The 25,286-nt window shown below is 39.0% G+C and carries 25 protein-coding genes; 13 read left to right on the forward strand and 12 right to left on the reverse strand.

What is annotated here, in order from left to right; translation table 11 throughout:
- Nucleotides 1-149: 149 nt before the first annotated feature.
- From M23134_RS33265 to M23134_RS33280, 4 genes are all read right to left on the reverse strand, one after another.
- On the reverse strand, nt 150-893 hold the full coding sequence (locus M23134_RS33265) for a hypothetical protein (protein WP_002704371.1): 744 nt from the start codon (nt 891-893) through the stop codon (nt 150-152).
- Between the two features lie 5 nt (nt 894-898).
- Nucleotides 899-1,750 carry a TIR domain-containing protein gene (locus tag M23134_RS33270; RefSeq protein WP_002704373.1) on the reverse strand — a complete coding sequence of 284 codons (852 nt, stop codon included), beginning with the start codon at nt 1,748-1,750 and terminating at the stop codon, nt 899-901.
- 24 nt (nt 1,751-1,774) lie between these two features.
- Nucleotides 1,775-2,590 carry a TIR domain-containing protein gene (locus tag M23134_RS33275; RefSeq protein ID WP_053337439.1) on the reverse strand — a complete coding sequence of 272 codons (816 nt, stop codon included), beginning with the start codon at nt 2,588-2,590 and terminating at the stop codon, nt 1,775-1,777.
- Between the two features lie 334 nt (nt 2,591-2,924).
- Entirely contained in the window at nt 2,925-3,518 is a 594-nt protein-coding gene (locus M23134_RS33280) for a hypothetical protein (protein WP_045114843.1), read from the reverse strand.
- A 294-nt stretch (nt 3,519-3,812) separates the two neighbouring features.
- Here M23134_RS33280 and M23134_RS33285 point away from each other — a divergent pair, with 294 nt between their 5' ends.
- Entirely contained in the window at nt 3,813-4,547 is a 735-nt protein-coding gene (locus tag M23134_RS33285) for a ceramidase domain-containing protein (protein WP_045114844.1), read from the forward strand.
- A 118-nt stretch (nt 4,548-4,665) separates the two neighbouring features.
- Nucleotides 4,666-5,292, forward strand: coding sequence for a hypothetical protein (locus M23134_RS33290; RefSeq protein ID WP_002704380.1), 627 nt, complete (start codon nt 4,666-4,668; stop codon nt 5,290-5,292).
- Here the strand turns inward: M23134_RS33290 and M23134_RS33295 are convergent.
- A complete protein-coding gene (locus M23134_RS33295; RefSeq protein WP_002704381.1) occupies nt 5,282-5,698 on the reverse strand; it encodes a hypothetical protein in 417 nt (138 codons plus the stop codon). The genes M23134_RS33290 and M23134_RS33295 overlap by 11 nt on opposite strands.
- Before the next feature lie 157 nt (nt 5,699-5,855).
- Between M23134_RS33295 and M23134_RS33300 the strand changes: the two genes are divergently transcribed.
- The 4 genes from M23134_RS33300 to M23134_RS33315 all read left to right on the forward strand — a co-directional run bounded on the left by M23134_RS33300 (nt 5,856) and on the right by M23134_RS33315 (nt 9,739).
- Nucleotides 5,856-6,221: a T9SS type A sorting domain-containing protein gene (locus M23134_RS33300; protein WP_002704382.1), complete on the forward strand. Its 366-nt coding sequence runs from the start codon at nt 5,856-5,858 to the stop codon at nt 6,219-6,221.
- Between the two features lie 420 nt (nt 6,222-6,641).
- Entirely contained in the window at nt 6,642-7,703 is a 1,062-nt protein-coding gene (locus M23134_RS33305; protein WP_002704383.1) for a nucleoid-associated protein, read from the forward strand.
- A gap of 189 nt (nt 7,704-7,892) precedes the next feature.
- Nucleotides 7,893-8,963, forward strand: a complete 1,071-nt coding sequence (locus M23134_RS33310) for a DUF6340 family protein (RefSeq protein ID WP_002704385.1) — start codon at nt 7,893-7,895, stop codon at nt 8,961-8,963.
- 284 nt (nt 8,964-9,247) lie between these two features.
- Entirely contained in the window at nt 9,248-9,739 is a 492-nt protein-coding gene (locus tag M23134_RS33315) for a hypothetical protein (protein ID WP_045114846.1), read from the forward strand.
- A 216-nt stretch (nt 9,740-9,955) separates the two neighbouring features.
- Here the strand turns inward: M23134_RS33315 and M23134_RS33320 are convergent, their stop codons facing one another.
- From M23134_RS33320 to M23134_RS33330, 3 genes are all read right to left on the reverse strand, one after another.
- Nucleotides 9,956-10,489: an AAA family ATPase gene (locus tag M23134_RS33320; RefSeq protein WP_002704389.1), complete on the reverse strand. Its 534-nt coding sequence runs from the start codon at nt 10,487-10,489 to the stop codon at nt 9,956-9,958.
- Between the two features lie 218 nt (nt 10,490-10,707).
- Nucleotides 10,708-13,221, reverse strand: a complete 2,514-nt coding sequence (locus M23134_RS33325; protein ID WP_045114847.1) for a DUF5916 domain-containing protein — start codon at nt 13,219-13,221, stop codon at nt 10,708-10,710.
- Nucleotides 13,222-13,457: 236 nt separating this feature from the next.
- Nucleotides 13,458-13,775, reverse strand: a complete 318-nt coding sequence (locus M23134_RS33330) for a hypothetical protein (protein WP_157558776.1) — start codon at nt 13,773-13,775, stop codon at nt 13,458-13,460.
- A gap of 95 nt (nt 13,776-13,870) precedes the next feature.
- Between M23134_RS33330 and M23134_RS33335 the strand changes: the two genes are divergently transcribed.
- From M23134_RS33335 to bioB, 5 genes are all read left to right on the forward strand, one after another.
- Nucleotides 13,871-14,308, forward strand: a complete 438-nt coding sequence (locus M23134_RS33335) for an NUDIX domain-containing protein (protein WP_002704398.1) — start codon at nt 13,871-13,873, stop codon at nt 14,306-14,308.
- 55 nt (nt 14,309-14,363) lie between these two features.
- Entirely contained in the window at nt 14,364-15,494 is a 1,131-nt protein-coding gene (locus tag M23134_RS39330) for a sensor histidine kinase (RefSeq protein WP_002704399.1), read from the forward strand.
- Nucleotides 15,448-16,233, forward strand: coding sequence for a LytR/AlgR family response regulator transcription factor (locus tag M23134_RS33345; protein WP_002704402.1), 786 nt, complete (start codon nt 15,448-15,450; stop codon nt 16,231-16,233). The genes M23134_RS39330 and M23134_RS33345 overlap by 47 nt, the downstream gene beginning before the upstream one ends.
- A gap of 37 nt (nt 16,234-16,270) precedes the next feature.
- Nucleotides 16,271-17,101, forward strand: a complete 831-nt coding sequence (locus M23134_RS33350; protein ID WP_002704404.1) for an ATP-grasp domain-containing protein — start codon at nt 16,271-16,273, stop codon at nt 17,099-17,101.
- A 331-nt stretch (nt 17,102-17,432) separates the two neighbouring features.
- The gene (gene bioB / locus M23134_RS33355; protein ID WP_002704409.1) at nt 17,433-18,437 is read left to right on the forward strand and encodes a biotin synthase BioB; all 1,005 of its coding nucleotides are present in this window, start codon (nt 17,433-17,435) and stop codon (nt 18,435-18,437) included.
- A gap of 67 nt (nt 18,438-18,504) precedes the next feature.
- Here bioB and M23134_RS33360 read toward each other — a convergent pair whose 3' ends face one another.
- Together M23134_RS33360 and M23134_RS33365 are read right to left on the reverse strand one after the other, a co-directional pair.
- Nucleotides 18,505-18,981: a nucleoside deaminase gene (locus M23134_RS33360; protein ID WP_002704411.1), complete on the reverse strand. Its 477-nt coding sequence runs from the start codon at nt 18,979-18,981 to the stop codon at nt 18,505-18,507.
- A gap of 102 nt (nt 18,982-19,083) precedes the next feature.
- Nucleotides 19,084-19,980 carry an Rpn family recombination-promoting nuclease/putative transposase gene (locus M23134_RS33365; protein ID WP_002704413.1) on the reverse strand — a complete coding sequence of 299 codons (897 nt, stop codon included), beginning with the start codon at nt 19,978-19,980 and terminating at the stop codon, nt 19,084-19,086.
- A gap of 80 nt (nt 19,981-20,060) precedes the next feature.
- On the opposite strand from M23134_RS33365, the gene M23134_RS33370 reads away from it, so the two are divergent.
- Nucleotides 20,061-21,200: an aminotransferase class I/II-fold pyridoxal phosphate-dependent enzyme gene (locus tag M23134_RS33370; protein ID WP_002704415.1), complete on the forward strand. Its 1,140-nt coding sequence runs from the start codon at nt 20,061-20,063 to the stop codon at nt 21,198-21,200.
- Between the two features lie 6 nt (nt 21,201-21,206).
- Nucleotides 21,207-21,821, forward strand: a complete 615-nt coding sequence (gene bioD, locus M23134_RS33375; protein WP_002704417.1) for a dethiobiotin synthase — start codon at nt 21,207-21,209, stop codon at nt 21,819-21,821.
- Between the two features lie 107 nt (nt 21,822-21,928).
- Here the strand turns inward: bioD and M23134_RS33380 are convergent, their stop codons facing one another.
- Together M23134_RS33380 and M23134_RS33385 are read right to left on the reverse strand one after the other, a co-directional pair.
- The gene (locus tag M23134_RS33380) at nt 21,929-22,909 is read right to left on the reverse strand and encodes a helix-hairpin-helix domain-containing protein (protein ID WP_045114849.1); all 981 of its coding nucleotides are present in this window, start codon (nt 22,907-22,909) and stop codon (nt 21,929-21,931) included.
- Nucleotides 22,910-23,219: 310 nt separating this feature from the next.
- Nucleotides 23,220-25,103 (reverse strand): sodium-dependent transporter, encoded by a 1,884-nt coding sequence (locus M23134_RS33385; protein ID WP_002704423.1) that lies wholly within the window; start codon nt 25,101-25,103, stop codon nt 23,220-23,222.
- Nucleotides 25,104-25,286: the final 183 nt, after the last annotated feature.

Here is a 25,286-nt window from a genome sequence, read left to right on the forward strand (position 1 = left end):
ACTTGGGTGAATGATGACCTTGGGGAAGCTATACGGTGCTTCCCCTACCTTCTCTGTTCGAAGTTGTCCTTCGTTAAACTTGCGTCAGTGGTGACTTCTTTTTACACGAGAGTGTCAGATGATCACTGCGGAACACTTGAAACAGTGGTTTAGACTTGTTTAGCTTTATCTGAGATTTTTTCGTACTGGTGTTTAAAGTACTCAAACCATAAAGGGTTCTCAGGTTTGTTTAATACAACATGTGGACGTTCATCTAGTAGTGCTTGGAATGTGTGAAACTCCACAAAAATTTTTGCATTTTCTTTGTTTGGATCAATTAGTAACATACTATACCCTGGTAATGCTTCTATTTTTTTTACATTGAATCCATGGTTTCCTAAATCTTTGAGTTTTTTGTCAGTAAACTTGATGTGATCTTTCAATGAAGATGTTGTTTCGTTAAGCCAAAAAGCACTAGCACCAAAAGATTTTACGTTTTGATCTAAATAAATTAACGTCACATTAAGGTTTTGCTCTTGTACCTTTTTTTTGAGTGACTCACCCACATTATTCAAAATATTATTGAGAGAAACACCAATGAATATAATTTCTTTTGCATTTTTTAATGTCTCAGATAGTGGTTTATAACTGTTCCTGCGGTAAAGCTGGAAGTGGCTAGACGATTTGATATTTAGGTTTTTTACTTCTGAAAGCAATTGTTCTCTTGTATGCCTGTCCTTGAGTATACCAAAAGCTATAATTCCTAAAATAGCAGCAATTGTAGCTAAAATAATGGAGTCTTTAATTTCAGAGCCCCCCAAAAGCCCATAAAGCACAGCCACAAAACCAGCTAACATTGATATATAAACATCAATATTTGAATGAATGTTATTTTTCAGTTTTTTGAAACTCATGATACCTAAAATATTTTATTTGCATCTATATCATAACCTGCATTTTTTAACTCGTCTAAAACCTTAAATTTCCAACTTGAATCATCTATCTTAGTATAAACAAGCCCTGAAATATCATTGGGTATTTCTATGTCTCCTTTTATTAAAGTTGATACATGTTTTCTTCCTAGTTTACCTATTAAAAAACCGTGCTCAAAAACTACATTTTGCCTTGCCCTATTTTTTAAATCATCTGGATTGCCTTTTTTATATCCCTCATCACAAGGGGTATATAATACAATGCTATAGCCAACATCAGAGTATTTTTCTATTTTCTCGATAATAGTCTTGCCTCCATCAGTTTGTTCATGAAGAATGATAGGAGTCAAATCTAACTTTTCTAAGAATCTTGCCACCTCATTTTTTGTTGCTTGATCATGCCCATGAACAATAAAAACCTTAGTTTTGTCTAATTTTGCTTTGTTTATCGAGGCTTTTGCAGGTGTTTGTTCTTTAATGAACTCTTCACATTCTTCAAAAACTTCATCTGTAATTACTTTAGTATATGTTTCATCTTCAAAAATATCCGCACTTGATGTATAATTAAGTATTAGTATATTAGTACTCTGAAGAGAACGTCTATCGTTTATATTTTTTGCGTACTCTTCTAGAGGTTTCTCAGATTGTGTTATAACCAACCTTACTACATCATTATGGTTTAGGTGGTATCCTTTAAACCTAAACTTGTCTTCTCTCATGTAGGGGATGATTATTTTCTTCTTTATTGCCTCTAAATCAGTTTTGGCAAAGTCATGTATCTTTTGATTATTACTATTCTTGTCTTTTTTATTTGTTTCAATTAGTATGTTATAATACATTTCTATAGTTTATGATAATTTTTATTATTTTATTAGTGAGTTGGCGTCTACATCATAACCAGCTTTATTTAGTTCTTTAGCTACACTTAATTGCCATCCTGAATCATGCATTTTAATATACAATACTCCTGATATATCATTAGGTTTTTCTATTTCTTCGTCTGTTATCAAAACACATACACGGCTTCTGCCTAATTTACCTATTAAAAAACCATGTTCAAATACTACGTTTTGTCTAGCTCTTTTTTTTGCATCCTTTTCATCCCCTATTTTTGACCCTTGATCACAGGGGGTATATAGTACTATCCCATATCCTACGTTGGAATTAGAATCTAATTTATCAATTATAGTTTGCCCTCCACTTGCTTGTTCACTTAGAATAATAGGTACTAGACTTAATGTTTGAATAAATCTTGCTACTTTATCTGTTTTTGAGTCATCGTGTCCATGGACAATAAAAACTTCAGTATTATCAAAACCATTTCTTTGTGGAGTTTTATCAGGAGGTTGAGTTTCTTGTGAAATTTCACTTTTACATTCTTTGATAACTTGTGATGTTATGTCTTGTACATAATTATCAAAGGCGAGAATATCATAAGGAGTAGTGTACAAGGGGATCATTTTAATATTTGCTTGTGTATTTTCGTCAGCAGCATGTTCTTGTGTGGTTTTTTGAGATTGTTGTATTATTATTTGTATAATATCAGTGCTTGTAAGTAAACAACCATTAAAATGAAAATCACCTTGTTGAAGGTATGGCATTATAATATCTTCCTTAAGTTCTTCTAGGTTTGTCTTATCAAGCTCATAGAGAACTTGGTTAGAATTGTTAGGTTCCAATTTTCTCGTAGTTGTTATTGATACATGGTAATACATAACTGTTCTAATAAAAAATTTGAATTAAATGGTAATCAAAGATGATAAATATAGTTAATTACTATTTTTTTTGGCAAAGCATTTCGTTTTTTTAAGCTATTTGTAGTGTTTTAAAATGATATTGTTCAAAAATGGTCTGCTAAATTTCCTCCCAAAAAAAACAAAGTCAAATCCTGAAAAATCATATTAGGCATATTGATGTACATTACCACGAGTTTTGGGATAGGTATGAATATTTACCTAAACATCAAAAAAGCACAGGTGATAAGGAGTTTCACTTATGCCTATGAATGATTGTTCAATCCTCCAACACAAAAACTTGCTTACTACCATCAGGATTGGTACAAATCACGTTGCCATTGATCAAGGTTTTGAGCTTGTATATCTTGTTTGACCCTGGAAACTTCATGTTCATAACAGCCCCATTGTTTGACACAAATTGAAGTTGGGTTTTTTTACGGTTACGGTTGTTGTTGTAATAAAACCGGACTGGAACACTCCTGGTATAGAGGTATTCTATAAGTCCATTTTTGCCTTTAGATACAAGCTTGTCTTCACTATGAAATAGTTGCCGACTACCGTCAGGGTTGGTACAAGTAAGCCCTTCGCCTTCGAACACCAGTTGGTAGGTGGCAGATTTCCTAGGAAACTTTACCTTATAAATGTCACTGTAGGTAATTTTTTTCATGCTTACCAAAATCAGGTTAATGCGCTTTGAACGGCTATTGGCAGTGTATGCAAACGAATCGCCTTTGGTACTGCGGTATATACATTCTTTGCCCCTATTGATATCGTCAATGGCATAACGAATGTATTTTCTACCTTGGGCTTGCGCAAGAGTCATGCTGCACAAAGTCAAGCCTAATAAAAGTAAATAGCGTGAGGTTTTCATTATATCTATTCGTTCAACTGTAAAATGTTTGGTTTTAAGCCTTAATTTAGAAATAATATTTTTATTTACCCTGTCAAATCGGTAGTTAATTAATTGCCCACAATCCCACCTCAAACAATCTCTCTCAACCCATCAATTTGCTCGAATTTTGTAGAACAATTTGGGTTTATGGCAGACTAAAATATAATAATTAAGTACATTTGAACGAAGTGATATTAAAACCTGGCAACAGTATGCTCACAAAGTGCCACCATTTGTACAGCAGACGTTGCTCACATAATCAACAAAATAGTTATGATGGTATCTGATACCTTAAGAAAAGTAATTGCCAGCAAACTTGTAGACGGAGGACCTGTATATACAGAAACTACCCTAGAGCATTTGAATAATCTGATAGTAGAACCCTGGAATGCTTACTCTTCCTTGTTTTTTTTGTTGCCACCGCTTTATTGGGGGCTTAAACTCAAGGGGAGGTATAGTGAATACCCCTTTATTACCTTTTGTTTGCCATTTTTGGTCTTGGGTGGCTTGGGCAGTACCTTGTTTCATGCTTTTCGTACTTCGCGTTGGTTGCTCGTTATGGACTTTATGCCCATCATCATTATTACTTTAGCCCTTACCATTTATTTTTGGGCAAAAGCCTTGGGACGTTGGTCTTATACCATCTTTGTAATATTGGCAATGGTAGGGTTGATGTTACCTGTTTGGATGTTTGTGCCCAATCCTTACAAAATTAATATTTCTTATTTTACCCGAGGAGTGTTTATGTTTAGCCCTATGCTTATGGTACTTACCAGAACCCGCTACGCCAATGCCAAAATACTTTTTATTGCGATCTTGTTTTTTCTGGCAGCCCTGGCTTGTCGTCAGTTCGACCATTTGGCTGTAGTAAAATCTATATTGCCTATGGGCATCCACTGGCTTTGGCACTTGTTTACTGTAGCGGGTGCTTTCTTTTTGGCAGAGTATGTATATAGGTTTGTAAACATGGAAAAAGCACGAAATCAGCGAATAAATGATAAGAATTAGGTGAAATCATAATAAAAATCACAAGCAAATCGTTGATGAGTCGCGTCAGGTCATCAATAATTTGCGTATATTAGCCTTCATACAATTTTTAATTTAATACTTCAGAACCACCACAAATATGGGATTACTAGATCAGAAAAGAATAGCTGACCAACTTGTCAAAAACTATGAAAAAGCCGAAGAGCTTGACCTGCCCAAAGAGTCAAACAAGCCCGTAATATCAAGCCTTGACAAAGATTTACCAATAGCCCGTCAGATTAGTTTTTCGGGGACAGATATGACCAACGGAATAAAAACTGACCTTGAGGAAGAAACTTTGAGCGATAAAGAGCGCAAGGTTTTGGCAAAAATAGAAAAATTATTACACGACGAAGGGGTAAGCGAAAGATTTGGAATAGCCATCTTATCTCGTAAAGTAGCCAATCGTGCCTGGATAAAAATAGAAGGAAATGCAGCGATTCCGGCAAAAGTGATTGCCCGCGAAACCAGCAACTATTTGTTGGAAGATGAAAATAATGATGCTTTTAAAGAAGAATTGAAAAAGCGATTGAGAGATGGGGCAGTGAACGAAGTAGTGGTACAACTGCTACAGTATTCAGAAGGAAATGCTCAACTTAACACTGCGGTTGCTTTGATAGCTCAAAATCTTAAGACATTGGATGAGCAAGGCTTGACGGAGGAAGAAAAAAATGCAGAAATTGCTCGTATTGTGGCCAGCTTATCAGAGTTGATTGCTAGGCTATAACTGCTGGAGCCAACCAATACAAAGCCTGCTTGATAGTACTAAAATATTTGTAAGGCATCATTTGTTGGTGACGGCTTTCTATTTCTTTGACGTTTTTTCTGGTATTGTACTCCCCAAAGGTATCTTCGGGTAATAAAATAGCGATTTTACTTTTGGGGTTTATTTTATAAAAGCGAGGAAACCAATCATTGATGATCCAGGTAGCATCTTCTGACCTTAGTACTCGCCTAAGTCGCTGATCCATAATCCACAAATTCAACTTATTTTGTTTTGCCAGGTTAAGGGCAATATTTAACCCTTGCCGCAGTGCTGTACTGTCTATAAAACCTAACCACGTAAGCTGGATAATTTTTTGCTCAGTGCTATAATGAATTGTAATAAATTCGTTTTTCAAATATGTTTCCATGCTGTGTAAATATTGTTGGGGGGTTGAACCTTACATATTTACGTAAAACCAGCCATAGGAGATTAAATAAAGTGCGTTTTTTTGTCAAAAATCACGTATGTATACCGATAGAGTAAAACACGGTAACATTTGTTGCCTATTTAGAGTAGTAAAGTGTATGAATAAAATGATAAAGTGGAGCTTTTTTGCATTTTTAGCCATTACAATTTCAACTAGCGTAGAAGGTCACCAATTAAAAAATGCCTTGAATGACATCAAAACGTATAAAGCATTGGCTGCGTTTCAAGCAGCAGAAACCATTTTTGTACACCGGGGAGAAAAAGTAAAAGTGAAATTTGATACAGACAAAGCCGTTTATCAAATACGCATACACAATCCGGTAGGCAGAATTATTGGAAGGTTCAAAACTATCAGCAGTGAGTTTGTCGTAGAAACCAAATCTTGGCGCAAAGGTATTTATTTCATTGTGATTAGTAAGAACGGAAAGTATAAAGAGAGAAAAAAAGTAGTAGTAAGTGCATGAAGCCTTGCTCAAAAATTTGAAACAATCAAGCCCATTTTGCAAATGTAAATTTTGCAGTGTGGGCTTGACTGCTTTAGCACAGGATTAAAATTTACTGGAGTTTGACAGACTCTCTCAATTTTTTTGTAAATTCGTAAAGATAAGGAACGGAAAAAAATAACTTTTCAGTTTGGAGGTGCTCTTTCATCCTGATACTTCGTTACTTTTTTAGCCGTAGCTATGGCTACGCCTGCAAAAAGTGCCTCGTCTCAGAATAAAATCCCTCCCTCGAAATCGGTAATTTATTTTTTCACCATTCCTAAGGAAGGTGTGTTATTCTATATAGATAGAATGATGCACCTTATTTTTGTAGCTTTATGCTTGTTGTTCATTACTTGCAGCTACTCAACTTAGTATTTTTCACACAATCATATTTTTGGGATGTTCAATTTCGACGGCGTTAGTTTACAAAACATTGTAGTACATAATGTAGGCAATAAATCTAAGGAAGAAGGGGTGCAGTTATCCAAGACTTTGCTCAACCTTAATGATGATTTGATTCAGGATTTGTTGCTCAAATATTTTTTGTCCTCATTCAAAACAGATGCTTTTTTTCAGTTTGGCCACGACAGCGACGTAAACCTAAACGAAGTATATCATTATGTAGACCAAATATTTGAGAACCCTGACAATTTTTATGACCAATCGGTGAATATAGCCAAACACCTATACGAGGCCTCTCACCACAATAAAATTAAGGGAGGAGAATTTTATATTGTACATTTTACCGACTGTATAGTAGACGATGAACTGGCAGATGCAGTGGGTTTGTTTAAGTCTGAAAACAAAGATACCTACCTGCGGGTGTATCAGCAAAACAACAACTTTAACATTGACTATGCTGATGGAATCAATATTAACAAGCTTGACAAAGGCTGCTTGATTTTTAATACTGAAAAAGAACACGGTTATAAAGTATGTATTGTCGACAACCTTAACAAGAGTAGCCAGGCGCAATATTGGCGCGATGATTTTTTGCGGGTGAAGCCTTACGAAAACAACTTTTACCATACCCAAAACTACCTGACCATGTGCAAAGACTTTGTAGATGAGGTATTGAGCGAAGAGCAGGAGGTAGAGCGTCCAGAACAAATCGCATTGCTTAATAAATCGGTAGAGTATTTTAAAGAAAAAGAGGTGTTCAACGAATCAGAGTTCGAACAAGAAGTAATTCAAAAGCCCGAAGTAGTAGAAGCTTTCCGTGAGTACAAAGAACAGTACAAAGAGCAACACAAAGAAGAGGCAGATGTAGAGTTGAAGTTTGAAGATTTTGAAATCTCGTCTAATGCCGTAAAAGAAACCAAAAAGAAGTTTAAAAGTGTGCTCAAGCTTGACAAAAACTTTAGTGTATATATCCACGGCAACCGCGATTATGTGGTAAAGGGGTTTGACGAAGAGCGCCAGATGAGCTATTATCAGTTGTATTACAACGACGAGAAATAGGTGTACAAATGATTTGACTGTTGCTTGTTATTTGTCTACAAAAAAGCACTTTGGGAATAATGCCTAAAGTGCTTTTTTGTTTTCTATATGCTACAGCAAGTTCCTTGTCGTAACTATCTGTAGATGATTGTTTTTGATTTATCTTTAATAAATGTATTTTGTGTAATAGATCGAATAATAGATACAACTATGAAAACAAACAAACTCACCCTATACTTCATTAGCCTAACATTACTGGCAACCAGTGTTATGAGTTGTTCTACAGGTAGGCGCAAAGTCACCCTCAGAACCTCTCGCCCTGCCGATATTTTAGTGCCACCCAAGGTAAAGTCATTGTTGGTAGTAGACCGTACCAAGTTTAACAAAAATCTGTTGAACGTGGCAGAAAGTGTACTTACTGGCGAGTTTCCCGAAGAAGACAAAGCAGCCACCCAAGCATTGATTCAAGCATTTAGAGCCAAGCTCACTGCCTCTACCCGGTTTACATCTAAGGTAGCACCCATTCGAGAGGGAGGCAACAGTATGACCACTGCTTTTCCTAAACCTTTGAGTTGGTCAAAAATACAGGCTTTGTGTGCTACTTATAAAACCGATGCAGTAGTGGCCATTGAAATTTTTGATACTGATTTTATAATCACGCATGGAACACAAAAAACCAAAAAGAAAGTAAAAGAAGGTGGGGTTACCAAGCAAGTAGAAGTAAACGAATTTTACGCCCGTGGGGTAAACAAAATAAAAGTAGGCATTAAGTTTTATATACCTGCCAGCCAAAGTATGATAGACCAAAAGCTGTACAAAAAAACAGGAACCTGGAAGGCTGCTGCAGCCTCCAAAGCTGCTGCTGTCAGAACGTTGATTTCCAAAACGAATGCTTCGCGTAGGTTGAGCGAAAAAATAGGAAGGTATTATGCTTACCGTATATCACCTATGCCTATGCGTATTACACGACACTTTAGAGGAAAAGCCAAAAGAGCGCCTGAACTAGAACAAGGTAGCCGCTATGCCGATGTAGCAAAATGGGCAGAAGCCATTAAGGTATGGAAAAGTGGACTGGGGCGAGCGCGTAACAAAGAGTCGGGCTATTTGGCCTATAACATAGCGGTGGGATATGAGGTGTTAGGTGACTTGAAAAATGCCAAGGAATGGGCGCAAACTTCGTATATAAGGTATGGCAACAAGTACGGCAAAGAGTATTATGACTTGCTACAGCGCCGAATCAGAAACGAAACACGGGCTAAACAGCAGTTGAACAAAGAATAAGCTTTGAGCAACAAAAGATGGCAGGGAGACATGCAGCTCGGTATTTTCTTATAAAACTCCAGTCAGTAGGGGCAGGTTTGTATAATTAAGCGATCAACAACTTAAATAGACCATATTATGCCTGGCGATTTACATTCATCAAAGGTTTTCAAGTTTCTTTCAAAAAACTTAAAGAGAGCAAGGTAGCTTTCATTCATTTAACTTTTCTTAAGCGGTTTACGTAATATCTCACTTGGGACTAATATAGTCCACTACATATTCTTAATTATAAAATAACCTAATTTATGACTACCACAAAACCACTTTTGTCTACTTCTGCTGAGCAAGGAGAATCCTTAGAATTTAAAGGACAAATAGACAAACGTTATAAATCTGTGATCATGCTTATATTTGTACTTGCAGTGTTCATCACAGCACTTCTGCAAAATTTCGTTGGAATAATGTTAATATTGTCGGCTGCATACATGTTTTATTCTGCCAGAATAACTCTGTCTACAGTAAGACTATCTGCCGAGTTTCTGGAGATTTTTGGTACTTACTACAAAAAAAGTTACCAAAGCTTTGCCTTAAACGAGGTTGAAAGGGTTTGCCTAAAAACCGAAAAGGTGCTCACTAACCGAGGAAGAAGCAGTGCTTACAATTATTATATTGAGGTTTTTACAACAGATGGTCAAAGCGCCAAGGTAATGTATAAGCCTAGCAAACAAAGCGAAGCAGCTTTAGTGAATCAGCTCAAAAAACAAGGGGTAGAAGTACAAGTTGTAAAGGTCAATTAATTTAATACAAGTTGCGATTTACAAGCAACAAGTCCTTAGGTGCCGATGCATATCAGCGCGATAAGTTCCTGCTTTTGAAATCCTAAAAAAAACACAAACACTTGGATTTTAGGGCTTTCTGTTTTATAATCTGCAACTTAAAGCGAAATCGAATAGTGCAGGTAATGGTGAGTAAGTGCCACTACCTACACTATTTTTTTTGGTATGGGCAAGGTGTTATTCCATCAGTGCCATCACCTTTATTACTTTCTGTTCAAGCTCTATTGCCCCCTTTAGCCTGAGCACCGGGCAGGCAAGTTTTTGTAACCATTGTTGATGTACTGCCAGCGATCTTCCCGTAAAGTTAGGGTCATCATATTGGGCTGCCCACTCCAAAAAGGCTTGAGAAGTTTGACGAATGAGTGCGTGGGTATGCAGCGCCTCTCCGTGCCGTTGTATTTCCCTTTGCCTGAGGCGTTCCATTCTTGTTTTTTGGGGCAAGTAAAGAAACACCACCAGGTCGAATGCTTGTAACCATTCATTGCCCCAGCTAATGAGCGAGCCACTGACAATTACCTTGGGTAAACAATTGAAGTCTGCGGTTAATTTTTGATTTCTTTTTGCTAAAGGCATTTTTTCCTGAAAAGATGGCTTCGTAGGTTTCCAGTAATAATTATCTACATCTAAATGAGTGTAGGAGGTGTGTTGCGCCAAAGTTTGCCCCAAGGTAGTAGTACCCGCCCCGGAAGCGCCTATTATTAAAATCTTCATATCTGTCAATGCATTACTTTTATTGTCTAGGCTAACGTGAAGCAAACCCAAATATATTGATATAAAACTGTTTGAGGTGACTGTAAGGTAGTGTTGTTTTGGCAGGCAAACAAACCACTGATAAAAACAAAAAAGCCTGCGCTAAAACAAGGGCAGGCTTTTGATTTATTATTGAGAAAATATACAAAGGTTATTGTGTATATGGTTTGTTTGGGTCTCTATTTAAAGAGCTTTTTTACATATAGATAGTCTAAGAAATAAATTACTTTGGCCGAAAACGTGTTAACCTGGGGGGCGTTCATTACGTTGTTGCGGAAGTTACGCTCAAAGCTAAAGTCGTTTACTTCGCGTCCTGACAAGAAATTAGATACGGCATTTTTGTATACCAGGGTAAGAAAACTACCCGGTGCAAATTGTAAGTTAAATACAAAGTCAATGTTAAAAGCATTGAAATCCTGGTTATGTGTCACGGCTTCACTAACCCCTTCAGAGTTGGTTTCCAAACTTTTCAAAGTTGCCTGATCAGCCAGTAGCTCGCCGTTTTGTTGCAACAAGTACAGCTTATCATATATTACATTGCTCCAGTAATGACGTATTCTCAAACGAAAGTTGGTTAAACGGTTAAAAGCGTAATCGAGGGTAAACGTATTGGTAATATTTCGTACATCCCGGCGACCATACACAATATGGGTGTGGTCGTTGTCATCGGTTACATTGGTTGCCCAGTTTCTTTCATTGTTTCGGCGGGTATAATTAAAGTCATGAATAAAAGACAACTTGTTGTTCACCCGGTAGCGAGGTCTTATACCAAACCAAGTATCTTGTTGTTTCCAATCGGGGCGAGCCCAAGTACCACCGTATCCGGTAAGTCTAAATTTTTTGCGGCTGTCGGTTCCCGCCCAAAAGTTTACCTCGTGTGCAGGCAATCGTTTAAAAAAGCGTCCTTCAACCCTGGGCGAAAAGTAGTCATAGTTGTCTACCGGGGTAGTGTTTAAATTAAAACCAGCATACCAAAAATTGGTAAAGTTGAAATTCATATTGGTCCATAGCCCAAACTGGTTAAAAGTAAAAGGTTTATAAAGCATGCGGTGCCAGGTTCCAGTCCACCAGTTAAAACGGTTGAGTATGCCTTTAGGCTTAAAAGTCATATACCCTACCTCGGCATTGTGTGACACTTCGTTGGGGGCTTGCAAAAAACCCATATCATTAGGGTTGTAGTTGTCGCTTTCTACATTGCGATTCATCCAAAAACGAAACTTCCCCCTTACTTTACTAAAAGAGATGTTGTATTTATAGCCCAAGTCTGGAATGTAACTACCCGATTCGCTGTCGCGGGTATAACGCTGCGACACTGCCGCAAACCCCTGCAGGCGATAAGTATTTTTCTTATTATGAAAACGAAAATCGGTTCCAGTAACATTGGCGTGAGTAAACCCACCTGCGCGCGAAACATTGGTATTGATAAAACTGATGTTAGAGTTGTTAGGCAGGTTTTGGTCTAGCACAAAAGTATTGTAGTTAGTCAGTGGGTCTACCAGTACTGTTCTTGTTTCTCCAGTTTCAGTATCTTTTACCCTGGCGTACGATGCTTTGGTTACTGCATTGAATATCCCTATGCCTAAACCGCCCTTAGTTCTGCCCGAAAGTTTGGTGGCGTTAATTAATTGTGTCTCTCCTGGCCATTTGTCTACCTCTTCATTTTCTCCCAGCTCATCTTTCAGGTCAAAAGAACTTTGTCCTACACGGCGTGAATAAAACAGTCCCCCTTTGTTAAACAGTTCGGTACCCTCGGTAAAGAAAGGGCGGTTTTCTTGAAAACGCACCTCAAAAGGACTTAAGTTGAGTACTACGTTATCAGACTGTACCTGGCTAAAATCAGGCACCAAACTCATATCTAAAGTAAAGCTTTCGCTGATCCCGTATTTTAAGTCCATTCCTCCACCATAAGTGTTTGAGTTGCCATTGGTATCGTCATAACGGCTTGAAAAAGAGGCATAAGGCAACAAAAATAAACGCACAGGAGGCTTGATGTTTTTGAGCCCGGTTAATTGTCCAAACTGATTTACAAACCCACTCAAAGAGGCATCTACGTGGTTCCAATAGCTGGTTTCCTGGTTGCGCTGTACTCTACGCATAAAGTTTACCCCCCAGGTTTGGTTGGCATCGCGCGGAAACCTCAAGGCAGAATAAGGAATTTCAAGTTCAGCAGTCCAACCTTCGTCGGTAATTTTTACCGCACTTTTCCAAACGGCATTCCAGTTTACGTCCTCGTTTCGGGCAGAAATAAACTTATCAGTTTGTACTCCGGCCGCCGATACTATAAACGAAAAAGCATTTTGTTGTTTGTTGTAAGTATCAAAGCTTACTGAAAAGTAATCAGAGTTTTTACCTTCCGAATCGCGTTGCCCAAACTCTTTGAGAATTTTATTGGGCTCACTGTCATACATCTTGGCAGAAATGTAGATGGCAAAGTCATCATAAATCACCTTAATTTCGGTCTTTTGGGCAGAGGGTTTGCCATTGCTTGGGCGGGTTTGGATGAAGTTTCCTACGTAAAAGCTAGGGTCACGTACCCACACTTCATCGTCAAGTTTGCCATCAATTGTAGGCTTATTTTTTATTTTTACTGCTTTGAGCGAATTGGGTTTTTTTGTTTTTGGAGGTTTTGCCCAACTCAAAAATCCTCCACAACATAGTAAAACACAGAGGAATGATGAAGTAAAAGTTTTCATGGTAAATATCTATTGATAATGCTTTAAAGTAAAATATATGGATTATGTGTGTATTTCTTACGTTGATATTTCAAAGACATAGGCCGGTGGAACAGGTTGCAATACAAAGGTGTTTTTTTCGTGGCAGTATTTGTATATCATTGGTTTTTGTAGTGTGGTTACAAGCTTAATATAAGCACTGTAAATTAAGGTATATGGTTTATAATCAGTGCTTTATATCCTAAGGGGTAATTTGTTTAAAATAGAAACTGCTCTTTAGTAAAAAGGTTACTGATTTTTGTTGAAGTGGGGCATATTTTAGGTGAATACTTATTTTTGATGGTCAAATGAATCAGTTGTAATCTGGTGGCGTTCTTTGTTGAATAGCGGGAAAACCCTGTGATTTGCTTTGCGGTAAAAGTAACCTTGAAACCATCATCTGGAGCTTGTTGGTGAGTAAGACGGTTCAAAAAAGCAAGTATTACAGTTGGAGGTAAAAACAAAGCGGGCAGGCAGTATAAAGAGTTGTTCAATGCCATTATTCGTTTTTCCTGGCTTACTTGTGTAAATTTCACTCCTTGTTTTTTCCTATTCAGACCAAAAATATACAACTTGATTCTTGATTGCCCTTGTGGTAAATAGAAGATGACTAAATTTAAAAAAATGATTTATGGCGCATACTTATGATTATCCCCGTCCTGCCCTTACTGTTGACTGTATCATATTTGGGCAAGATACCAACCAGGCTACCAAAGTACTGCTTATTCAACGAGCACATGAGCCTTTTCAGGATAAATGGGCAATACCTGGTGGTTTTATAGATGCCAACGAAACTGCTCTGCAAGCCGCAAAACGTGAGTTGGAAGAAGAAACAAACCTGAAAGGGGTAGAGCTACACCAGTTATACACCTTTACTGCACCAGACAGAGATCCACGAGGTTGGGTAGTGTCTATAGCACATTATGCCTTGGTAGACATCAATGCTTGTAAGCCCATAGCAGGAGACGATGCCCGCAATGCTACTTGGTTTGCATTGGATGAATTACCTGAAATGGCTTTTGATCACGATGAAATTTTAAAAATGGCTATAGCAGAGGTGAAGCCTTAGGTTGGATTGGGTTGGTAGCAATAGTCAAGCATTTGTAGCCGATTAAAACAATTGTATGAATAAACTTAAAAAATGCCAACAACGTTTTGCTAAGTTAATGTCGCGTCGGCACGAACGCTACTTTACCTGGGTAGACTATATACATACATTGCTTACAGCGTTGCCCATAGGCTTAGGCGTGGGATTGGTATTTGGTGTGATGAACAAACACTACGAAGTAAGCCTGTTGATAGGTGTTACCCAAGGAGTAGTCATTGGTTGTTGCCTTACATTTGCTATCCAGATATCGTTGTATTTGTCCGATAAAATCAGCTGGAAACCAATCAGCTTTTCATTGGTGTTTTTGGTGATGGTGATCAACTGTTTTGTAGGGGTAAAAGTCATCGGGTGGATAAGTGTGCACTGGTGGGGGGCTAACCCAAGTTCTATAGGGGTCACCGTTGTTTTGATTGTTTTCTACACTGCATTAGGTATGATTATATTTACTAAAATTCATCAAAGAGCTCAACTGGACAGTAAAATCACCGAGCAGGAATTGAAACTCATGGAGTTAAAACAACTCAAAACTCAGGCTGAACTGGACGCATTACATGCCAGGGTAAACCCTCATTTTTTGTATAATACCCTCAATTCTATTGCAAGCCTGATACACGCCAACCCCGACAAAGCCGAGCAAATGACTTTACTCTTGTCTAAGTTTTTTAGGTACAATACCAATCGAAAAAATAACCACCTGACTACCATAGGCGAAGAACTAGACATGGTGGCTACTTACCTGGAAATAGAAAAGGTGCGTTTTGGTGACAGGCTGAACTATCAACTAGATCTGCCACCAGGGGTAAAAAACTACCTGATTCCTCGTTTTTTGTTGCAACCCTTGGTCGAGAATGCCCTCAAACACGGGATAGCCAAACTTGCTGAAAAGGGAAAGCTTAGCTTGACAATAAATACTGAAAACGATCAGATCAAGGTAATGATTGGCGACAACGGTCCGGCTTTCTCTGATGAGTTAGTATCGGGTTATGGGTTAAAAAGTACCCGTGAAAAACTCGAGTTGCTGTTTCCGGGCAATGCCGACTTTTACTTTGAAAACTCACCCAAAAAACAATTGGTTATTATACTCAAAAAAATGCTTGCCCATGAATATACCAAAAACAAACAAGCGATACAAAACCATCATAATTGATGACGAGGCATTGGCACGTGACCGTCTTCAACGTTTGCTAAAGGCACATACAGATGTTTTTGAAGTAATAGGTGAAGCCCAAAACGGGCAGGAAGGGCAACAAGTAGTAGACACGCTCAAACCTGACTTGATCTTTCTGGACATAGAAATGCCTTTGTTGAATGGTTTTGAAATGCTCCGCAAGCTTCACCATTTGCCCATAGTTATTTTTGCTACAGCTTACGACCAATACGCTATTCAGGCGTTTGAAGAAAACTCGATAGACTACTTACTTAAACCCATCTTGCCCGAAAGACTTGAGCGCAGTATTCAAAAGCTTCATCGGTTTGAAGCAGAGTCAACTGCAGGCGAGCAGCACGCCCAGTCTATTCAGCAACTTTTGCAGCAACTACAGCCCACCAAAGCCATTACGGGAATTCCTATTCAGGTAGGCGACACCATTCGTTTGGTGCCATTGACTAATGTAACGCATTTTGAGGCAGATGGTAAGTATGTATATTTGCACACACCCGACCAAAACAAACACCTGGTGGACTATACCTTGACTACACTTGATGACAAACTTCCAGAGCAGTTTGTGCGGGTACACAAGTCGTACATTGTCAATAGTGAGTTTATCAAGCAATTTGAAAAATACTTTCGGGGACGCTATATCTTACACCTTAATGATAAAGAAGGCACTAAAGTTACTTCTGGCGCCAGCTTTTCTGATAGGGTCAAGGCGTTGTTTGAGCTTTAAAAATAGTGAAGAGTAAAACTAAAAATAGCGGCAGGGTATGAAAAAAATAAGATGGATTGTTCAGGAAAATAATTATGCAACTGCCGACCGGGATAAAATAATAGCTGCCTGTCAACAGTTGCAACTGCCTTATGAATTGGTGCAAGTAATTCCTTTTGCCACTACTTTGCCTGATTTCTCAATAGATAAGCACCACGAAAACATCTATTATGGCTCTACCACTATGATGGAGCGGGTGTATAACGATTTGGGGCAACCTGCGGGTTTGTTTTATGATGAAACCACTTTTACCATGGGCAATTATATCAATCAATGGAAGGCGTCTATGCTATCTTCAGAAGGCGAGGTGCTTATATTCAAGCAATTGAGAGAAAGAGATTACCCTCAGGATACCCGGTTTTTTATCCGACCCAATGCCGATTCAAAGGCTTTTGCCGGAATGGTACTTACATTTGCCGAAATTAAAAGCTGGTATGATAAGGTAGTGCAAAACGAGGCTGAAACTGTCAATGCCACCACCGAAATTTTCTTTAGTACTGCTTACCACATCGAAAAAGAATGGCGAAATATTGTGGTCAATGGCAAAGTGGTCACAAGTACTGCTTACCGAAAATCATTTGAGTTGTATAAGTCAGCTACCGATGTGCCACCAGAGATGATCAGGTTTGTAGAAGAAAGATGCCGTGAGTACCAACCACACGATATTTTTGCGATGGATGTGGCAAAGTGCAGTGGCGAACATGAGTACTATATTATAGAGTGTGGTTGCGCCAATTCTATTGGGTTTTATCACTGCGATATATTTGCTTATGTCAAACATATAGGTGAATTTTTAGCTGCAAAAATCAACAATAAGCATCAGGCATAAAACCCCTCTACCTAGTTTAAGTGTATGCACCTATGCCTGAGTTTCTGTAGGTATGCTTCTATTTTACTACAATAAAGCCTATCTTTATTTTGCGCAAACTACTTTGACAAGTAAAGCCCTTGAGAACGCATTCGCCCCATTTTTTATAGCTTACAGGGTTATTTAGAAAGATTCTCAAATAAGGGTTTTGTACAAAAAGTTACCTAAATTTCGCTTTCTTGCCCTTCGTCTGTTAATTTGCGTGGTAATTTGGGGTGTTTTATATGCCCCAAGTCAAACCAAGCTATTGATAGTAAATTCTTTATATAATAAAATTTTACCCACTTGTGATATGATAAAACACGATTGGACGCTCGCCGAGATTGAAGCCATCTATAATAAACCTTTGCTCGACTTGATGTTTGAAGCAGCCTCTATTCATCGCCAAAATAAAGATTATGCCGAGGTTCAAATAAGCAGCCTTATTTCCATAAAAACCGGAGGTTGCCCCGAAGACTGCGCGTATTGCCCGCAGGCAGCACGCTATAGTACCGATGTAGACGTACATAAACTAATGCCCCTTGAGACAGTAGTAAACATGGCTAAAGAAGCTAAAGATGCTGGCTCGTCGCGGGTGTGTATGGGAGCTGCCTGGCGCGAAGTACGCGATAACCGCGATTTTGACCGTGTACTGGAAATGGTAAAGGCAGTAAACGACATGGACATGGAAGTATGCTGTACTTTGGGTATGCTCAATGCCAACCAGGCACAAAAGCTTGCCGATGCAGGATTGTATGCTTACAACCATAATGTAGATACTTCGGAAGAGTATTACAGCGAGGTCATCACTACCCGTACTTACAAAGATCGTTTGAACACCATCAACAATGCACGCGAAGCAGGACTCACTGTTTGTTCGGGAGGCATTGTAGGTTTAGGCGAAACCGACAAAGACCGTGTTGGAATGCTGAAGGTACTCTCAAACTTACATCCTCACCCCGATTCAGTGCCTATTAATGCATTGGTAAGGATAGAAGGTACTCCGCTTGAAGACCAACCCAAAGTACCCATACAAGATATGGTACGTATGATTGCCACTGCGCGTATTTTGATGCCTAAAACTGTAGTACGCCTGTCGGCAGGAAGAACAGAAATGTCATTGAGTGAGCAAGCCATGTGTTTTATGGCTGGTGCCAACTCTATTTTTGCTGGAGATAAATTGCTTACTACGCCTAATCCTGACTTTAAGGATGATATGGAAATGTTTGATATTTTGGGCTTGGCTCCTCGTGAAGCCTACAAAAATGTAGACCGTGAGCAGTTTCGCCCTAAAGAAACTGTGGAAAAAGAAGCCTAGCTAATATAGAAATCACGAATTACGATGATATGAACTCACTCGTAATTCGTGATTCTCAAATTTGCAATTAATACTCAGTCTTATCTCCCTTACTTTGCCACCTCTCAAACACCCTCAATCCATTGTCTCTGCCTATAGCTATAAACTTGATTTGTCGCTGATCAATTCTTTTGTCCAACTCATCATAAATTAGCTGATCATCAAAACCAATGTGTGCTGCATCTTCGCGGTTACAGGCATAGTAAACTGCCTTGGGGCGCGCCCAATAAATAGCGCCTAAGCACATAGGGCAAGGTTCACAAGAGGTGTAAATGACACAATCATCTAATTGAAAAGTGTTCAAAACTTTGCAAGCTTCTCTTATAGCCACTACCTCAGCGTGAGCGGTAGGGTCTTGGGTCGAAGTGACCCGATTGTGTCCTTCGGCAATTATTTCACCGTTTTTGACTACTACCGCACCAAATGGTCCGCCCGAATTACTATCCATTCCTTGGGTTGCTAACTCGATAGCCCTGTTTATAAAACGCTCGTGATTTTCGTGCATGGTAACGTTGTTAAATTTTAACAGATATTGATTTTAGCCTGCTTTTGTTTTTATGCAAACCCCGCAAATTAACGCAATGTAGTGGGGTTTTACAAGTAAAAATTACAGTGCTTCGATTTCTTCTGTTGATAAACCAGTAATGCTGTGAATAGTAGATACATCTATGCCTTTGGCTTTCATTTTTCGGGCGGTTTCTCTGATGGCCTCTACTTTGCCCTCTTCTCTACCCTCTTCTCTACCCTCTTCTCTACCCTCTTCTCTACCCTCTTCTCTGCCTTCTTTTATAGCTGTATTCACCGCATTATTAAAGTCCCATACATGTTTCAAACTGTCCCGGTATGCCTGTTGGTCTTTTGGGTTGAGTTTAACAATTTCAGCAGCATCAAACAATTTTTTGAAAATACGCTCTTGCAATGCTGGTGGTACTTCGTGAAACCTGGATAAATTTTTAAGCAAATACATCCATTTGTCAAAGCGGGTTTCAAGCTCATCAGCGGTTTTGTTAAACTTGGGCATTTCGAGGTAGATAAAGGTCAGTTTATCATAAAAAACCTCTTGGGTTTCGGTGTCTATTAGTTGAATGTGGTGTTTAAACTTACTATTACCCTCCTGGAACCTATTAAACACAAAATCCATAATACTAATAGTATAAACTGCTTCTAGTTTAAAATTCCAATCACTGCCTGTCACGGCTTGCTCTTGAATAGGAAAAGTAGCATAATAAAGGCTTCGGTCTTTGAAAAACTCTTGCTTTACTTTTTGCAACTCTACAATAAACTTTTCTCCCCGGTCATTTTGACAATAGAGGTCAAAAATAGCCCTTCTGTCTAAAGGACTGTTAGGCATTTGCTCGTTTTTGAGGTAAGTAATCTCTGTGATGTGCTGTTTGTCGTAGAGCAACTCGTTCAAAAAGTCAATCAATAACTCTTTGTTGCTTTCTTCACCAAACAATTTTTTAAAACCAAAATCGGTAAACGGGTTAATAAATCTTTCAGACATAATAAAGCAAGGGTTTAAATGAGCAACTTATCACAAATTTAAGCATTTAACTGCTAACTTTGTTGCCTAATTGAGTAAATATGGACAGGATAAAAACTTCGCAGAATTTTTTAGATGAGCGCCTTCAAAAACGCCGGGAAGATGGTTTACTACGTACTTTGGTAGATAAACACCATTTAATAGATTTTTGCTCGAACGATTATCTTGGAATGGCACGCAGTGACGCTTTCAAGGCGTTGATTGAGCAAAAAGCAACACAAGCAAACCAGATAACCCCTACTATAGGGGCTACCGGATCACGGCTTATTTCGGGCAACCTTCAGTATACCGAACAACTGGAGCAACGCATTGCCGATTTTCATCAGGCAGAGGCAGGGCTGTTGTTTAATTCGGGATATGATGCCAACGTAGGCATTTTTGCCGCACTTGCCCATCGGGGAGATACAATCATTACTGATGAACTTGCCCACGCCAGTATGATAGATGGAGCTCGCCTGAGCCACGCCAAAAGGTTGAGATTTAAACATAACAATTTGGTAGATCTGGAAAAAAAGCTGGGCGTTGCAGAAGGCAATGTTTTTATTGGGGTAGAGTCGGTATATTCTATGGATGGCGATCTGGCACCATTGAAAGCTATAGCAGATTTGGCCGAAAAATATGGCGCCCACCTGATTGTAGATGAAGCCCATGCTACGGGGGTGTTTGGCAGCAGGGGAGAGGGGGTTGTACAAGCCGAAAACCTGCAAGAGAGGGTTTTGCTACGTATGCATACTTTTGGCAAAGCATTGGGCACCCATGGAGCTATAGTATTAGGCAGCCATCACCTACGCGACTACCTCATCAACTTTACCCGTTCTTTTATTTATACCACTTCATTGCCCTTTCACTCTTTGTTAAGCATAGAGGCTGCCTATGAGTTATTGCCTGGTTGTAAAGCAGAACGTCAGCACCTGCGATATTTGATTGACTTTTTTCAAAAACAATTGAGCCAGCAAACACCTTATCAAGTACTCGATAGCCCCTCACCCATTCAAGGGGTAATAGTACCAGGCAACGCACAAGCCATGGCTGTATCGCAAAAACTAGCAACTGCTGGCTTTTATGTAAAAGCAATTCTAAGCCCTACAGTACCTGCTAAACAAGAGCGACTTCGGATATGTTTACATGCTTTTAATACCGAAGCCGAGCTTCGACGAATGATTGAAACTATTAAAAACTAATCTCACATGAAACATCAATATATTATTGCAGGGATAGATACCGAAATTGGTAAAACTGTAGTGTCAGCTATTGTGGCCGAAGCATTGCAAGCCGATTATTGGAAGCCCATCCAGTCGGGTGAATTAGACAACTCCGACACCCACAAAGTAGAAGCTTTGGTGAGTAACCACAATGCGATATTTCACCCTGAAGCTTACAGGTTTAAAAAACCTATGTCGCCCCACGCTGCTGCTGCTATAGATGAGGTAACTATAGAGCCAAATAAAATACAACTCCCCGATACTCGCAACCATTTGGTAGTAGAGCTTGCTGGGGGCTTGATGGTACCTTTGACCCACGAATTTTTGAATATCCACTTGATCAAGCAGCTAGGCATTCCGGTTATTTTAGTATCTAAATATTATTTGGGAAGCATTAACCACACCTTATTATCTATAGAGTTGCTTAAGGCACATAAGGTTGATATCAAAGGAATTATTTTTAATGGTGAGTCCACGCCTAGTAGCAAAGAAGCTATTCTGGCTTATAGCCAAGTTCCTTGCTTGGGTGAAATTCCCTGGATCGAAGGGCAGCTTACCCAATCTGTGGTGGCATCTTTGGCAAAATTGCTAAGTTTTTAGCCAAGTACCGGTTAAGATTTGTTGATGACTATAAGCTACAAAGTTGCATGCCCTTTCTGATTTCTAGGGAAGGGTATGCAATTTTTTTGTTTCTCTGCTAACTTAGGTTAAAAAGCAATGTAAGGTTTAAGTTGGGCAAGCTTGGTTTCATCTATGATCTTGATTTTACCCAAGTCTTTGATTGATGTGTAATTGCCATGATGTTCACGGTAATTGATAATGATTTTTGCCAATTTATAACCGATATAAGGGTGGGCTTTGAGGGCTTCAAATTTGGCAGTATTTACATTGATTTTTTTGATATTGGCGGGCGTCAATGAAGCGTATTGTAATAAAGCAGAGATGACTTCGGGCTTGAGTCCATAAATATCTTTGAGTTGTTCAGTGTTAGAAAATCCCCCCAGACGGTTCCTGAAACTGATTATTCGCTCAGAAAGTGCTTCGCCTATTCCTTTGATTTGCTTCAGCTGTTCGGTAGTGGCCTCGTTTAAGTCAAACGGTGCAGTTTTATCTTCCTGGGTAGCAAATGGACTGGCGGTGGTGTACTTTCGGTTTTTGGGTGCTTCATACTTGTCTGGTAGTTGAATATACGCCTCCAGTTGATCATAAGCCCTTTCAGGAAAACCATAGATCTTTTTTAAGTCACTTTTTTGGCGAAACTTGCCCCCTTTGGATACATAGTTTTGAATACGCCCGGCTACTTTAGCCGAAAACCCCAATTTTTGCCAATCTTGTACTGTAGCAGTGTTAGGGTCGAATGTGAAAAATTCGTTGGGAGTGTAGGCAGGTGTTTTTTTGTATTTCTTTTTGCGTGAGTAGCGAGGGGTTTTGATATAATCAGAAGATTTTTTGTATTCTTTTTTTTCGGCCGCCAGTTCAGCGGTTTGTTTGGCAATGAGTGCTTCCAAACTATCTAATGTACTTTGGTCTGAATTGTCTACTTGCTTTTTACTAAAACTACCTAGGTGTGGGTTACTCAGCAATATGGCAATCAGTACCACCAACAATGCCATAAGAATGATAAAGCCATTGGTTTCTTTGCGTGAAAATCCAAAATAATTACGTATCCAAAGTTTTACACGTTTCATAAGCATTTAGTTAAGGTAGGTGTATCTTAGGGAGATACTTGATTTTGAATACGTGTATGATGCTTTTGAGGTTTAAAACTTAGCACCTGACTTCTATAAATAAGAATGCGTAGCAGTGACTTCATTGCTACGCATTCCTTATATTTTATTATTCATCCTCTAAGTTAGACTTAGAAGGAGTGGTCAATACTTTTCTAAAAAAATAAGCCATAGTTAAAGTAACAGTTACTTGTACTGTTATCATCATTATTAATGCTGAAGTACTCATTTAATTTATGTTTTAGTTTTGTAAATGCTCACACTTGAAGGGTTACAGATTTTCTTTAGTCCTTCTTTTACTGGCTTGGTATACCAATACCGTAATAAAGATAAATACGCCTAATAACAGCAAACGGCCAAGGTTGATATAGAATATCTGATTGGTAAAACTACCAGTAGCTATTTTATCTTTAAACTTCACCTTGTCTCCTTCTTTGATGATTACCTTGGCGCTCTTGCCTCCATATTGTGCCACGTTGATAGACCGCATTACAGTCATAGAGTCAAAAGGGGTAATACTCTTTTCATTGGCATATGTTTTTATTTTGCCTTCAGGAGTTTTGTAGTACTTTTTACTCTGGCTCAACTGTATAGTAGTACCCTGTATTTTGGTTACTAGACTTTCACCTTCTACATCGTTCTCAAAGCTATCGGCAAAGAAAGACTTGTTGGCTTTTACTCCCTGATTAGTAATTTGCCCAATGATACTGTCATCAGCAAGGGCAAACTGTCCGTTAAAGAGCTTGTTCCAATCGCCACCTACTGGTTTTATCAAAGCGCCTAAGAATACAATCAACAAAAGCGTAGGAGTGACCCATTTAATGATAGGTTTAAAAAATGATGGAATGGTAATGTCAGCTCCTTCGTTGATCTCTGCCCAGCCTTTGGTCATGCCAAACACCCAGGCAAACAAAATTACTTCGGCCAGGGCAAATACTACCAAAGCAATGGTTCCTGCCCAGTAGTCATACTCTCCAAAGACCCCTTGACTGTAGAACATCACTGATGGCAAACCGACAATAAGCGTAATGACCCCAAACGATAAGGCGGCTTTTTTTCGTCCCCAATTAAACTCATCTTGCATAAAGCCCATCCAGGGAGTACCCATGGCCAATGATGAGGTAATGCCCGCAAAAAAGAGCAAGCCAAACCACATTACTCCAGCTACTACGCTCAGTACGCTGCCCCATTGGTCAAACAGGTAAGGCATGGTTTGAAAAGCCATAGAGAAACCAGCATTGTTTTGTGCCCACTCAAGCCCCAGGTAACCCACTGCAATAGGAATAACAACAGATGCACCCAATACAATTTCTACAAAACCGTTCATCCATCCGGCAGACATTGCGTTGAGGGCAATATCGTCTTTAGAACGTACATAAGAAGCATAACACTGAATAGTACCCATACCTACCGAGAGCGTAAAGAATATTTGCCCGGCAGCGGCCATCCATACTTTAAAGTCCCAGATACTGGATACTTGTGGTTTCCATAAGAAATCTAATGCTAAGAAAGAGTTACAGTCAGTACAACCTTCTGGTGCACCAGATGGCCCCAGGGTAATGCCGCGAATGGCAAGAAAAGCTCCAAACAAGACAAGCATAGGCATACCAAATTTGGCCACTTTTTCTACCCCGCCACTTAAGCCTTTAGATAATATATATATATTGAGAGATAGCGTAATAACATAAATGATAAGTGCAGGTACAGGAATACCCATAAAAGAATCGGTATAGGAATCGAAGTAGGCTGAAACTGCTTCAGGGCTTGATCCGGCAAAACCCCTTGTGATAGACTTCCAAACATAAGTAAGTGTCCAGGATTCGATATAGGTGTAATAGGCAGCTACTGCAATGTTGGTAAAAATACCAAATACACCAAAATACTTCCAAAACTTACGTTTACCCATGGTATCAAGGATAAACGGTGTAGAGTGATTACCCTGACGCCCCCCAAAACGCCCTACTGACCATTCAACCCAAAGGAGAGGAATACCCATTAATACAAAACATACCAAATAGGGGATAATAAAAGCTCCTCCACCATTCTGAACAGCTTGCACAGGAAAGCGAAGAAAGTTTCCTAAACCTACGGCATTTCCAGCCATAGCCAATACCAGTCCGACCCGAGAACCCCAGGCTTCTTTATTTGTACTCATTTATCAAATAGTTGGATTTAATACTGAATCAATGAATGGCTAAACTACAGCATATTTTTGAGTTGTGCAATTAGATATGATTTAAAGTTACACGCCTACGTTTTTTTTAAGTTTAAGTTTGATTTTATTTAGTTTAATTTCATTCAAAAGAGATCTAACCCTTGTTAACTCTACCCATTCCCC

It is taken from the genome of Microscilla marina ATCC 23134, assembly GCF_000169175.1.
Taxonomy (GTDB): Bacteria; Bacteroidota; Bacteroidia; order Cytophagales; family Microscillaceae; genus Microscilla; species Microscilla marina.

Coding starts and splice junctions, on each gene's coding strand:
- M23134_RS33265 (WP_002704371.1), bottom strand. CDS start 893: ATGAGTTTCAAAAAACTGAAAAATAACATTCATTCAAATATTGATGTT.
- M23134_RS33280 (WP_045114843.1), bottom strand. CDS start 3,518: ATGAAAACCTCACGCTATTTACTTTTATTAGGCTTGACTTTGTGCAGC.
- M23134_RS33290 (WP_002704380.1), top strand. CDS start 4,666: ATGGGATTACTAGATCAGAAAAGAATAGCTGACCAACTTGTCAAAAAC.
- bioB (WP_002704409.1), top strand. CDS start 17,433: ATGATAAAACACGATTGGACGCTCGCCGAGATTGAAGCCATCTATAAT.
- M23134_RS33310 (WP_002704385.1), top strand. CDS start 7,893: ATGAAAACAAACAAACTCACCCTATACTTCATTAGCCTAACATTACTG.
- M23134_RS33300 (WP_002704382.1), top strand. CDS start 5,856: ATGAATAAAATGATAAAGTGGAGCTTTTTTGCATTTTTAGCCATTACA.
- M23134_RS33345 (WP_002704402.1), top strand. CDS start 15,448: ATGAATATACCAAAAACAAACAAGCGATACAAAACCATCATAATTGAT.
- M23134_RS33320 (WP_002704389.1), bottom strand. CDS start 10,489: ATGAAGATTTTAATAATAGGCGCTTCCGGGGCGGGTACTACTACCTTG.
- M23134_RS33385 (WP_002704423.1), bottom strand. CDS start 25,103: ATGAGTACAAATAAAGAAGCCTGGGGTTCTCGGGTCGGACTGGTATTG.
- M23134_RS33335 (WP_002704398.1), top strand. CDS start 13,871: ATGGCGCATACTTATGATTATCCCCGTCCTGCCCTTACTGTTGACTGT.
- M23134_RS33380 (WP_045114849.1), bottom strand. CDS start 22,909: ATGAAACGTGTAAAACTTTGGATACGTAATTATTTTGGATTTTCACGC.
- M23134_RS33360 (WP_002704411.1), bottom strand. CDS start 18,981: ATGCACGAAAATCACGAGCGTTTTATAAACAGGGCTATCGAGTTAGCA.
- M23134_RS33315 (WP_045114846.1), top strand. CDS start 9,248: ATGACTACCACAAAACCACTTTTGTCTACTTCTGCTGAGCAAGGAGAA.
- M23134_RS33365 (WP_002704413.1), bottom strand. CDS start 19,980: ATGTCTGAAAGATTTATTAACCCGTTTACCGATTTTGGTTTTAAAAAA.
- M23134_RS33285 (WP_045114844.1), top strand. CDS start 3,813: ATGATGGTATCTGATACCTTAAGAAAAGTAATTGCCAGCAAACTTGTA.
- M23134_RS33305 (WP_002704383.1), top strand. CDS start 6,642: ATGTTCAATTTCGACGGCGTTAGTTTACAAAACATTGTAGTACATAAT.
- M23134_RS33295 (WP_002704381.1), bottom strand. CDS start 5,698: ATGGAAACATATTTGAAAAACGAATTTATTACAATTCATTATAGCACT.
- M23134_RS39330 (WP_002704399.1), top strand. CDS start 14,364: ATGAATAAACTTAAAAAATGCCAACAACGTTTTGCTAAGTTAATGTCG.
- M23134_RS33325 (WP_045114847.1), bottom strand. CDS start 13,221: ATGAAAACTTTTACTTCATCATTCCTCTGTGTTTTACTATGTTGTGGA.
- bioD (WP_002704417.1), top strand. CDS start 21,207: ATGAAACATCAATATATTATTGCAGGGATAGATACCGAAATTGGTAAA.
- M23134_RS33270 (WP_002704373.1), bottom strand. CDS start 1,750: ATGTATTATAACATACTAATTGAAACAAATAAAAAAGACAAGAATAGT.
- M23134_RS33370 (WP_002704415.1), top strand. CDS start 20,061: ATGGACAGGATAAAAACTTCGCAGAATTTTTTAGATGAGCGCCTTCAA.
- M23134_RS33350 (WP_002704404.1), top strand. CDS start 16,271: ATGAAAAAAATAAGATGGATTGTTCAGGAAAATAATTATGCAACTGCC.